6 protein-coding genes are annotated in these 12,862 nt (G+C 51.6%); all 6 read right to left on the bottom strand.

Going from position 1 to position 12,862, the window contains the following annotated elements; translation table 11 throughout:
• Window positions 1-434 precede the first annotated feature (434 nt).
• Window positions 435-884, bottom strand: coding sequence for a nucleoside-diphosphate kinase (gene ndk / locus H1S01_RS06850; RefSeq protein WP_188039338.1), 450 nt, complete (start codon window positions 882-884; stop codon window positions 435-437).
• A gap of 93 nt (window positions 885-977) precedes the next feature.
• Window positions 978-2,783 (bottom strand): ATP-dependent zinc metalloprotease FtsH, encoded by a 1,806-nt coding sequence (gene ftsH / locus H1S01_RS06845; RefSeq protein ID WP_188039337.1) that lies wholly within the window; start codon window positions 2,781-2,783, stop codon window positions 978-980.
• A 125-nt stretch (window positions 2,784-2,908) separates the two neighbouring features.
• A complete protein-coding gene (gene tilS, locus H1S01_RS06840; protein WP_188039336.1) occupies window positions 2,909-4,321 on the bottom strand; it encodes a tRNA lysidine(34) synthetase TilS in 1,413 nt (470 codons plus the stop codon).
• 115 nt (window positions 4,322-4,436) lie between these two features.
• Window positions 4,437-7,043, bottom strand: coding sequence for a SpoIIE family protein phosphatase (locus tag H1S01_RS06835; protein WP_188039335.1), 2,607 nt, complete (start codon window positions 7,041-7,043; stop codon window positions 4,437-4,439).
• Window positions 7,044-7,320: 277 nt separating this feature from the next.
• Entirely contained in the window at window positions 7,321-8,874 is a 1,554-nt protein-coding gene (locus tag H1S01_RS06830; protein WP_188039334.1) for a phytoene desaturase family protein, read from the bottom strand.
• Between the two features lie 87 nt (window positions 8,875-8,961).
• The gene (gene bchH / locus H1S01_RS06825; RefSeq protein WP_188039333.1) at window positions 8,962-12,855 is read right to left on the bottom strand and encodes a magnesium chelatase subunit H; all 3,894 of its coding nucleotides are present in this window, start codon (window positions 12,853-12,855) and stop codon (window positions 8,962-8,964) included.
• Window positions 12,856-12,862 lie beyond the last annotated feature (7 nt).

Below are 12,862 nucleotides of genomic sequence, written 5' to 3'. Positions count from 1 at the left end.
TGAATGGCATCTTAACTTTAAGTATAGAACTCGTACGCAATTTGTAAAGGTTTTTCTCAGCTTTTTTGAAATAGACAGGCCCTCTATATTCATCATATGCAACGTATTTTGTTCTTACGAATCTTTTCTACGTAATCTCTGCCAAATCCTTCTTTTTAATAGATTCCATTTGCGTAAGTAAAAAGCCGTTTTTAGTAAGTTATAGTGTTCACTATTTCTTTCGTCTTGAAAATTTACCTGTATATAAAACGTAGTTATTGCTATATTTGTGCATAATATTATTTTTTCTTGCAAAAACCCGAGCCCATTTAACTATACATTCTTTTCGCAACAAACTCCTGGTAGGGGGAGCCTGAAGCGATAGTCGAACTTTATTAAGCCATAACGGAAAAAGGACCCACGTAAGTGAGTCCTTTGCATATAGACAGATTTACTTATTCAACGATCCAGGCTTGGACGCTCCGGTCCCATTCTACGAATTCGCAGGAATCGAAATAGATGGCCAATTCCCGTTCAGCCGATTCAGGCGAATCAGAACCATGGATGACATTGCGTCCGATGTCGACAGCGAAGGTTCCACGGATGGTTCCGGGAGCAGCTTTCGCCGGATTGGTCGCACCCATCATTTCACGGGAGACAGCGACAACATCTTTACCTTCCCAGCACATGGCAACTACCGGACCGGAGATGATGTATTCAACAAGGCCGGCAAAGAAGGGTTTTCCTACATGTTCGGCATAGTGTTTTTCAGCCATTTCTTTGGTCAGTCGGAGGAACTTCATGGCGACCAGTTTGAAGCCTTTTTTCTCAAAACGGCTTACGATTTCGCCGATAAGGCCCCGCTGCACAGCGTCGGGTTTGATCATCAGATAAGTGCGTTCCATTTCTGCTTGTTCCCCTTTTTCACAAGATTCTTGGAATTCCCTATTAAAAAACCGGGGGCACGAGCCGTATGGCCCCAGCCCCCGGTTATCGGGCTAGGATACCTTTTTCATGAGTTCCGTAAACTCCGATGCTTCGATGGTTTCTTTGTCCATCAGCGTCTGCGCGATGAGGTGCAGTTTGTCTGCATTGGATTCGAGGATCTTCTTGGCTTTGCCGTAACATTCTTCGATGATCCGGCGAGCTTCTTTGTCGATGGAGAAGGCGACCGCTTCGGAGTAGTTCCGATCGCGGGCCAAATCCCGACCCAAGAAAACTTGTTCTTGCTTGTGTCCAAAGGTCAAGGGACCAAGTTCTTCGGACATGCCGTATTCGGTGATCATCTTCCGGACCAGATCGGTCGCCCGTTCCAGGTCGTTCGAAGCGCCGGTGGAGATCTCCTTCAGCACAATCGCTTCCGCCACACGGCCGCCTAAGAGCATGGTGACCTGATCGAGTAGGTGGGACTTGGTCATGTAGTGACGATCTTCCTCGGGAAGCAATAAGGTATATCCGCCGGATCGACCGCGAGGGATAATCGAGATCTTGTGAACCGGATCGGTATGTTCCAACAAACCACCAACGAGAGCGTGACCGGCTTCGTGATAACTGACCAGTTTTTTCTCGAATTCGCTGATTACCCGTGCCTTTTTCTCAGGTCCGGCAATGACCCGCTCAATGGCGTCTTCCATCTCGTGCATGCCTACTTTTTTCGTGCCTCGGCGAGCGGCCAGCAGTGCCGCCTCGTTCACCATGTTGGCCAGGTCAGCACCTGTAAAGTCAGGGGTCCGGCGAGCCAATACGTCGAGGTCGATGGTTTCATCGAGGGGCTTGCCTTTGACGTGCACTCCGAGGATCTCTTTGCGTCCGCGAATGTCCGGACGATCAACGACGATCTGCCGGTCAAAACGGCCTGGACGCAACAGGGCTGGATCGAGGATGTCCGGCCGGTTGGTAGCGGCGATGATGATGATGCCTTCATTGGCGGAGAAGCCATCCATTTCAACAAGCAACTGGTTTAGAGTCTGTTCGCGTTCATCGTGACCGCCGCCTAAGCCGGCGCCCCGTTGACGACCGACAGCGTCGATTTCGTCGATAAAGACGATACAAGGCGAGTTCTTCTTCGCTTGTTCAAAGAGATCGCGAACCCGCGATGCGCCGACACCGACGAACATTTCCACGAAGTCAGAACCGGAGATGCTGAAGAAGGGAACTCCGGCTTCCCCGGCGACGGCGCGGGCCAGCAAGGTTTTCCCGGTTCCGGGAGGTCCGAACAACAATACGCCTTTGGGGATTTTCGCTCCCAGCTTCACGAACTTTTTCGGGTGTTTCAGAAAGTCGACGACTTCCTGAAGCTCTTCCTTCACCTCGTCGGCACCAGCCACGTCTTCAAAGGTGACCTTTTTCTTATCATCCGTATGCAGTTTCGCCCGGCTTTTGCCGAACTGCATCACCCGAGAGCCGCCGCCCTGGGTCTGCTGCATCATGAAGAAGAACAGTCCGACGAGTACCAGGATGGGGAGCAGTGTAGAGAACAATCCGGTCCACCACGGTGGCTCAGGAGCAGGCTTTTGGGTAAAGGGAATCTGTTTGTCCAGCACAATATCGGTGATGCGTTTGATGTCAACAGGTCCAATGGTGGTAAATCGATTTCCGTCTCTTTTCACGCCGGTAATCTCTGTGCGGTCCCGTTCGCTGACTGCGTTCAGTTCTTTAATCTGATCCGTCACCAGCAGCTGATAAAACTGAGTGTACGAGATGGGTTCCTGCGCAGGTTCCGGTGTCTTGGTCACCCGTAATACGGAGATGGCCAAGAGAACGATGAGGATATATATTGCCAGGTTTTTGACAATCCGGCTCACGCGTAACCTCCTCCCACTGTTCCGGCACGCCCGCAAGATTCTAAGTTTTTACGGGTGAACTGGCAGCGAGTTAATGGGAAATTTCAGCCATTCCTAGTCATTTTAGCACAGAATCGTTCAGCATATCAAATAGTTTTGCCATACCATTGAAACGTTATCACGTCTTGTTCCGGTTGTTCGATGGTGTCGTGACAACCGGTCCAGTAACCGATTACCCAAAGAACCTCCTCTCCTGATGTCAATAACGGAATTCGATTACGGAGTTGCCTTGGGATTTTCTTGTCAATAAAGAACTCTTTGAGCTTCTTTCTTCCGGCTCCACCCGCCAGGGAAAGCCAATCGCCCGGTCTACGGTTGCGAATCGAGAGTGGACCCCGTTGGAGCACCTCCGCTTTTAATTGCAAAGTGCTCTTCATCGCCTGGGTCGGCGGACCCTCGTCATGCATGAGACTTACCGGTTTCTCCGTGCGAAGCGTTACCTCGAGACTACCTTCCGCTTCAGGTATCTCCAACAATACCGAATGATTCTTCTCCTCAGGGATCGCAATCGGGTAAAGGAAGTCACAGTTCCCCAACCAGGGCAATTTTTCGTAAATACGAAGAATACCGCCCTCATTGATTAAGTACTTTCCCCCGACCTGATCGACGATTCCACTTCGGCCGAGGTTTTTTTGGAGTTGATCCAAAATCGCGTCGGTTTTTTCCGAGCCAAGGCTTTCAGGCTCGAGAAATCGACGGAGGACTCGCCGTCGAAGGGCGAGGGGAAGATCGATTAGCGCTTTGACCTTTAGTCCTTCCTCCTGTTGCACCTGACCGTAAACGAGTTCACACTCCCTGTCTAGGAATTCTGCATCAGCGCGTAGTAGATCGGCGTTCCGACAGAGTGTCTCTACCAACTTAGGGTTAAAGTACAGCAACGCTGGCATGATCTGATGACGTATCCGATTACGCGTATAAGCATCAGAATCATTGCTGCTGTCATGACGCCAGTTCTGCCCTTCCGCGTTCAAGAACGCTTCGAGCTCTTTCCGGCGAAAAGGAAGCAGCGGACGCACGAAAGGTCCCCGTTTTGCAGGTATTCCGCTTAACCCTTTAATTCCACTGCCGCGAAGCATGTGAAATAGCACGGTTTCAGCCATATCGTCGGCATGGTGGGCGAGTGCAATCCACTGGGCTCCGGCCTGTTCCGCTGCGCGACGGAGGAAGTCGTAGCGCAGGCGGCGAGCTACCTCCATCTTTGTTCCTGGTTCTTGTAGCCACCATTTTGGCGGTGCCGTTTCTGAATAGAGCGGTACTTGCAGCCGGTTGGTTAACTCAGCCACGAAGTCCGCGTCTGCATCAGATTCTTTTCCTCGCATGCTATGGTTATAGTGGGCTGCAGCCAGTTCAAGATCGATTTGAGGCGATACTTTTTTGAACAAGAGGAGCAAGCTGACCGAGTCGGCTCCACCCGATAGGGCGATTAAGACTCGTTCTTTGGGCTTATTGATTCCAAGCTGGCAAAGGGATTGAGAAAATCGCTGTAGCAAATGGTTCACCCTGTCTCACCGCGAACTTTACGCTTAGCTTCATCATTTCTACATCAATCTTACCTTTCCCTGCCCGCCTTGGCGAATTTCACCTATCCTGTAGCTTCTCCTGAATTTGCCACCGTCAAACCGTTTTACGGTCCCCTTCTGCGGAACCCCTTCGGCCCTGCAAGTCGATGACGACAACGGTGGCATCGTCTTTAGCCTTGCCGTCATTGTGCTGCAGTGCTTCTTGCAAGATCCGCTGGGCCAGTTCCTTTGTATCGTCTACGGCCAACTGTTCTAATAGGGGGATCAGCCAATCTTGCGAATTTTTCTCACGACGTGCGTCAAAGATTCCGTCGCTCACCAGAATCAATCGATCTCCCGGCAACAGCGAGAGGTTTATCGATTCTACTTCTAGGTTCTTCAGTATACCCAGAGGCAATGAAGCGTTTTGCACGATTTGCACTCGGTGCCCCCGCTTTAAGTAACTCGGCGACGCACCAAGTTTGAATATCTCTGCCTCCGCCGTAGATACATCAATAACGGCCATATCCACCGTCGCAAAGGATTCCTCTTCTGTCGCCAGAGCAACGAGCGAGTTCACCGAATGTAACGCCTCTCCCGGGAAGATACCCACCCGGCAGAGATGTTCTAACATGGAGAGGGTGGATGCGCTTTCTCTTGCTGCTCGCGGGCCTACTCCGGAACCGTCGCTCAATGCGACCACCTTTCGTCCCCCCGGCCCATCCCAATAGCCGGTGCTATCGCCGGCGACGGCGCTGCCGTAGCGAGGTGTCTGAGCAACAGCCACGTTTAAACGGTAAGGCTGTGCGGGAAGTAAACGAAAATAACAGGCAGAGGAAGAATGACAATCCGTCTTTCCTACCATAATGGGCTTCCCCAGCAAGTCTGCTGCTGTTGCCGCAGCGTACTCGGCACAAGGCCAGCTGCCGGAACAACCGGGGCCAACTACATCGACGTGCCAGTCATCAATGTCGTCAGAAATGTTCGCCTTGTCCAAACGAAATCCTCGTTCCTGCAATGCTCTGCTTAGATGCTCCGTGATTTTTTCTGGTGATCGGATTGCCTCCAATTCTCTGACTAAAGAAGCCATCCAACCGGCGATCCCACGGAACTGAGCGCCAACAAGGCCTCTTCCTTCTTGCAGGCGACGACGCCAATACCGATCTATGGTGATACTCTCTAACAAACTGGAAATAGCCGCGGAAAGTTCCCCCAGTCGAGCACATCGGCGAGCCAGTTGCGGTGTCAATTCTTTGGAGGAGACCATCCCCTTTTCCTCGATATGATTAAAAAGTTCCTCTAGGTACTGTCGTGTACGTTCGGCATCGCGCTCCCAGCACAAGCCATAGCTAGAACAGAGTTTACATACCCGCTCTTCGATGGCTTTATATAAGGGGTCGCGAATTTTTTCTGGATTTAGTGAAACCGGCTGCGATACTTCGTCAAAAGTAACCGCCAATTGTCCAAACATGCGGCCCATCTCTTCCAGCTTCTCGGCCAGCTTCTTACGGTTGTTTTCTAACTCTAACGCAGCGATGGCTGCAGCGTCTCGCTTGGTTATCCGCTTGCGAAGCGCCTGAAGCCATGATACAGGCCAGAAAAAGAGCACTGTTCCTGCCACGGTCGCTTCTAATAGAGCTTGCTGTACTTCCCTGCTTCCACCCATATAGATAGATAACAGCAGATGTCCTAAAAAGAAACCGCCAAGCACACCCGGCTTTGCCCAAGGTCGAAAGACTCCCGCTAACAACCCGGACAGCGCAAACAGCGCCATCGATGAGGGAGCTCCAAATGAAGTCAATGAGGGTAGCAATCCTACGGCTATTCCCCCGACGGCTCCGCCGCCGGCGCCAAAGATGTAAGCGCTGAACAACAAGATAAGATTCGCTGCTATTGTCTGAAGGGAAAGTCCGTATACAGGTTCTAGTGGAATGCCTAATAGGACTAACAATCCCATCACGGTGATACAAGTCAGCTCGTCCCGATTGAGCCTGTCTCCGTCCCTCACTTGCATCGCCTTTTCCACCGCAAAGAAGATGACCGTCGCGACAGCTGCAAAAAGGCCCTCAAAGGCAACTAAAATGCCGCCGTAAAGGGACGGTGTCAGCCATGCCATAGTTATGCCTTCCACTGTCCATAAAGACGCCGCCGTAAGTCCAGCTAAGACTCCGACAGGCCACTGACGCTTTCGGACCAGAACGGCTGCCCCAATAGCGGCGACCATCCATGCCGTCAGTTGTGCGACCGGGTGTAGGCCCAATGGATCATCTGGTATCCCCAAGGGATAGGACCAAGAGGCCCGCAAACTGAGCCATCCAGCAAAGGCCCCTGACAAACTCCAGATCAGGCGGTCCGGACGTCGTACGGCGATCACCGCTAGCACAGCCGGTGCGGATACAGCTAATCCCCCAAGCAGGGTTCCTCGTGCTAATAAGAATACAACTATCCACCAAACCCACTGTGTCGGCTCTTTTAATTCTGCGAGAGCCTTTTGTAAATGCTTATGTACGCCTTGGGTAATCCCCCCGACCCGATGGTACACTTTTCGTACCGAACCTGTTAGCGACATTATGAAGGCTACTAAACTTTTGACCGCATTTCCCTGAAATCCTCCGCTTGAGGAGCCGCCTTTTTTGGTTTTGCGATCTCTCTGCCTACTCGCTTTTTTAGAATCGGGCACCCGTTCCCGGCGAAAGGGATACACAGTCGGCTCTTCCCACAAGCCCCATCCCCCGCTTTACAACTAGTCTACAATGTAATGGTATTTTTTACCATTATACATTTGCAGAGGGGGCGAATCTTGTCGGGTATGCAAAGATATATCGCTAAATATTTCGAGAAAATCCTACAAACTGAGCGCATTACCGTATTGTTCGTTCGTGAATCTGTTGAGTTTAAGACTATGTTGCAAATTTTTAATAAAAAAACGGTTGTGATGGGTAATCACAACCGTTGCGTATGCTCTGTTACATTATTTTCGAGATTTAATGATCTTTGTATTAGTAGCTAGCCGACAAGCCCGCTGTCATCATCTTGGGTTGCCAGCTTAAATTGTGATCTACCAGCACTTGTTCCGAAACTAATTTCCCACAGACCAGCACGACGGGTACTCCACCGCCGGGATGGACGCTCGCACCAGAGAAATAGAGATTGGGAACTTCTTTCGATTTGATGTGCGGACGGAAATAGCCGGACTGGAAGAGTGACGGTGCGAGACCAAAAGCGGCTCCCTGGTATGTATTGAAACGATTCTGGAAAGTTTCCGGCGTGTAAATTCGCTCAAACTCGATATGTTTGCTCAGATCGGTCAATCCTTGACGTTCCAGTTTCTTGATCACCAGTTCGCGATAACGATGAGTCTCCTTTTTCCAGTCGATACCGCTGGACAGATTGGGAACCGGGACCAGCACATAGATGATATCTTTGCCCGGCGGAGCGACAGTATCATCATATTTGGTAGGTCTATAGACATACATAGCCGGATCTTGTGGGAGTTGCTGACGCGTAAACAACTCGTCCATGCTGTACTTGTAGTCCGGTGTGAAATAGATATTGTGTAAATGCAAATTATCGTAGCGGCGATTTACGCCTAAATAGAGCATAAAGGCACCGCAAGTGACTTCCATACTGTTTAATTTCTGGGGCGTATACTTCCCACGATGGGACCCCGGAACGAGATTCTCCATGGTGTAGGGAAAATCGGCGTTCGAGATGACTACGTCAGCCTTGAGCACTTCGCCATTTGCCAGACGGACGCCGACAGCACGACCCTGTTCGATGAGGATCTGCTCGACTTCGGCATTCACCCGCAAGGATCCGCCAAACTCACCCAAAAGCTTGACCAGCGCCTGGGTGATCGCGTTCATACCGCCCTTAGGATACCAAACACCACTCAGTCCGTGCTCTACGTAACCGATCAGGGTGTAGATGGAGGGGGCATCAAAGGGCGATACACCCAGGTAGATCGCTTGAAAGGTCAGGGAGATACGTAACCGTTCGTCCTTGATGAATCGCGCAATGTCATCGTACATGTTGTTCAAGGTGCGAAGCTGCATCATACCGATGAGTGTATCGATGTTGAAAAAATCGCTTGGTTTGGTAAAGGATTTTTCGATGAATTTTTCTCGGGCCACCTGGTAGCGCCGGTGAATCTGGGCCAGGTATTTCAGGTAACCGTCCACATCGTCGGGATTGAAGGACCGGATTTCGTCGAGCAATTCCTTTAGGTCGATAGACGGCTTCATACAGGTTCCGTCAGTAAAATGCAGGTGGTAGCAGGGATTCACCCGGACGAGGTCCAGGTAGTCCTCGATGCTCCGGCCCAGATCCTTAAAATATTGATGAAACACATCGTTCATCATCATGATGGTCGGGCCCACATCGATGCTATACCCTTCGGCCTGAATGGCGCTCAAACGGCCGCCCGGGGTCGCTTCCTTTTCCAGAACGGTGACGTCCCAGCCCTGGTTCGCCAGGCGCACGGCGGCACTTAAGCCGCCGGCGCCGGATCCGACCACAATCACTTTACCCAGGTTTTTTGCTGTATGTTTCACGCCAATTACACCCCATATCAGTGCTTTTTTGTCGAAGATCAATGCTGCATTGGGGGCACTAGATTGCGGCTATTGGCAACCGGTCCCTTATGCCGGGACGCTGACCCCTTCGATTTCATCCTCAATATCCTGATAAATCTCCATGAGCTTTTCTAGCTTATCTGGATCGGCATCCCAGAACCCGCGGTTGTTCGCCTCAAGGAGGCGGCGCACAATGCCCCGTAAAGCGTGGGCATTCAGCTCTTTCAGCCGGTTGCGCATGTTCTCGTCGGTGATATAAACCTCTGTGATTTCGTCATAGACCCAATTGTCGACGGCCTCTGTCGTGGCACTCCAACCGAAGGTGTTGTCTACCCGAGACTGGATTTCGCGAACCCCTTCATAGCCGTGCTTGAGCATGCCTTCATACCATTTCGGGTTCAAAGTCTTAGTCCGAGTTTCGAATCGGACCATTTCTTCGATATTGCGAATCTGTACTTTTGGTGTCGTCGTATCTGCAACGAGGACATTCGGTTTTTCGCCGCGTATGCTCTTGACCGCTGCCGACACACCGCCAAGGTACTCGTAGTAATGGTCGATATCGACGATGCCCACTTCCGACGAGTCCACGTTTTGGAAGCTTGTGTCTACATTGGAGAGGGCAGAACGATAGATCTCATCGGCCACTTCTCCGCGAACTTGTTTTCCGTAGGCGAAGCCTTTGCGCTTGATGAAGGTGTCGGCTAACTCACCAGCTTCTTCCCATGCGCTGTTTTCGACCATCTGGTTCACGTTGCCGCCATAACTGCCGGGAGCGTTAGAGAAGACCCGCGTAGCCGCCTGCTCTATAGAAATATTCATTTCTTCGGCCTGCGCCAAGGTATGTTTACGAATATAGTTCATCTCTAGCGGTTCTTCAGCACGAGCCGCCATTTTGACGGCTTCGTCGAGAAGTTCCATCTGGTTTTGGAACATATCCCGGAAGATACCGGAGACGGTGACGACGACGTCTATACGGGGCCTTCCCAGTTGTTCCAGGGGGATTAGGCGGAGCCTGGTCATCCGGCCCAGATCGTCTGGCATCGGTTGTACCCCCATCAATGCCATGGCTTGGGCGATGCCTTCGCCATAGGTCTTGATGTTGTCGGTACCCCAAAGGACGACGGCGATGGACTCGGGGTAGCTGCCATTGGATTCGTAAAGCTTCTTCAACATCATATCGGCAACCCGCTGACCAGCTCGGATAGCCACAGAGGTGGGGATTGCCTGTGGATCGAGAGCATGGATGTTATGCCCCGTCGGAAGGGTTTTCGGGTTACGAACAGGATCGCCGCCCGGTCCGGGGATCGCGTAGTGGCCGGATAAGACCCTGCAGATTCCGTTCATCTCTTCCGCCGTGATGATGTCTTTTAACACGTTTTGTAGGTATAAGTAGGACTTGGCCGCAGCAGCAGTGTCCAACTCAAAACCTTGATGGACTTTTTCTTTGAGATGTTCCTGCATAGACTTCGCAGCGATGACTTCCGATTTGGTCCGTAAGAAGCGGAATCCTCCCCGTTCGTCTTTTTCGAGGAACTCGCTGATCATCTTCTGAATACCGAGATGGACCGTTTCCCGGACGAGTTCTAACTGCTCGATGGCGGTCTGATCGCCCGATTCGGAGCGCCGTTCGATCTCGGCAAAGGTAGATCCAAGGGCTGTGGCCACTAACCCAGCGAGTGATTGCACTCCAAGTTCAGGGCGATCGAAGTAACTGATGGCCATCAGATAGTCACCGAGAGTCTGAGCGTGAGGCGCTTCGCCCAAGATATGTAATCCTGTCGGGATGAGGCGGTTTTCCAAATCGGTCAGGTACACGTAGAGCTTGCCGATGAATTCCTGACCGGGTTCTTTCGGGATGGGCACATCCTTGTCGAGATGTAAGGCGAGCACTTTCTCTATGATGGTCTCCAAGATAGACTGACCACGGCCATTGTGCCGGTTTTCGCCCCACATGCTGATCAGATCTTTGAGATCTCTCAGGTCTTTATAGAGACCGGCATTTTCAGCAGGTGGTGTCAGGTAAGAGACCAAGGTAGCGGCGCTGCGCCGTTTGGCGATGGTCGCCTCGGAGGGGTTGTTGACGCTGTAGAGGTAGAAGTTTGGTACCGGGCCGAGGAGGCGATCGGGCCAGCAGGCGTCAGTAAGGCCCACTTGATGTCCCGGCATGAACTCTAAGGCGCCGTGGGTGCCGAAGTGCAACAGCGCATCGGCTTTGTATACTTTATCGAGCCAGCGATAGAAAGCCATGAAGCCGTGGTGCGGAGAGGCGGAACGGGTAAAGAGCAGCTTGATAGGATCGCTCTCATAACCAAAGGATGGTTGAACACCGATAAAGACGTTGCCAAAGTGGCGTCCAAAGATGAGCAGATCCTGTCCGTCTGTGTTTAACTCCCCAGGCGGTTGTCCCCAGGTTTCGGCGATTTCCCGCCAATGGGGAGCTAGCTTCTCATATTGTTCTACAGTGATCCGGTCAGCCACATGCAAGTTAGCTGAGGGCAACTGAGACTCTTCATCTTCGATGATGGCTTTAATCAGCGCTTCGCGGCTTTCTGGTATTTCGACGTCGTAGCCTTCATCTCTCAGCCGGTGAAGCAGGTTGTAGATCGAATGGAATACATCCAGATAGGCAGCTGTACCTACGTTGCCTTTATCAGGCGGGAAACTGAAGATGACGATGCCTAACTTTTTATCGGCGTTGGATTTCTGGCGCAGCTGCACCATGCGCCGCATCCGTTCGGTGAGCAATTCGATCCGATCGAGAATGGGAATCGCCTTGGCACCGCCATGGATGGGGTAGCCGCTGTAGACCGTTGGTGCCACCAAACCATCGAGTTCGGGAATAGCTACGTTTAGGGCCACCTGCACCGGGTTTAACCCCGAGAGGTCCCGCTTCCACTCGTCGATCGTTTGGAATTCCAGCGGAATCGCCGAGAGGTACGGTACGTCCAATCCTTTGAGGACTTTGACAGCGCTTTCCGCATCGTTCGAAGCAGGTCCGCCGACCAAGCTGAAGGATGTGAGCGAGATGACACCGTCTACCTTTTTCTCGGTCCCCTTGCCCATGAAAAACTCTTCCACAACCTTGCGGTAGTCGAGGCCCTTGGCGATACCGGGGACGACGCCTAACCCTTTGGCTTCTAAAGCGCGAATGACCGCGTCATAATGGTCGTGGTTTTCCGCTAATAAGCTAGTACGCAACACGATGAGACCGATGCGCAGGTCTGAGGGAGCATGTTTTTTATACCAAGCTTCATATTCGGCCCGGGTGGGAAACCAGATATCGGCATCGGGATGGTAGATGCCTTCCTCGGCATATTCCACCGGAGCGTCGAACTGAATGTCTGCCTCTGGTGCAAAGTATTGTTTCGCCAGCATCAGCAGCATGTTACCTAAGTTTTTGGGAGAACCGTTTAACCAGTAAAGGTAGCAGAGCATGTAAGCCCGCAGGTCTTGCATCTTACCGGGTATGTACTTCAGCAGTTTCGGAACCGTCTTGACTAGGGTCATCATCACGTCCGTATTGATCGGCGGACCTGACTTCTTCCCTGTTCCTTCGTCACTATCGGTATTCTTTTTAAAACGCTTTAGGATGTTGGTATATTCTTTCGACTGATCGCTGCCCATTGCAAAGCCGCCCATCCGGGTCAGCTTCATCAGTTCCGGCATCGCGTTAACGCATACGACCGTCGGAACCTGTTTCCCTTCATTCCGAATGACGTCGGCGATAGTTCTAGCGATGTCATCGACAAAGACGTGCGCTACATAGAGTAAATCTGCCTGCAGTACTGCTTGCCGGAACTCATCGATCTTGACCTTTTCTTTCAGTTCATGCACGCAAAAGGAGGTGATTTGAATATCGATGGGTTGAGTTCGGTTGATAGTTTCAGCGGACCGGCTAAAAGCAGTGCAAATTTGCCGTTCCAGATAGACATGTACGAACCGCATGACCTTTTTCGACACCGGTTAT

This window comes from Heliobacterium chlorum (assembly GCF_014502795.1).
Lineage (GTDB): Bacteria > Bacillota > Desulfitobacteriia > Heliobacteriales > Heliobacteriaceae > Heliobacterium > Heliobacterium chlorum.
The sequence above is the reverse complement of the archived record's forward strand: the minus strand, read 5'-3'. Positions and strand labels throughout refer to the sequence as shown.

What these genes read in the sequence shown, in the direction of transcription:
- ndk (WP_188039338.1), bottom strand. Translation starts at nt 884, where the DNA reads ATGGAACGCACTTATCTGATGATCAAACCCGACGCTGTGCAGCGGGGC.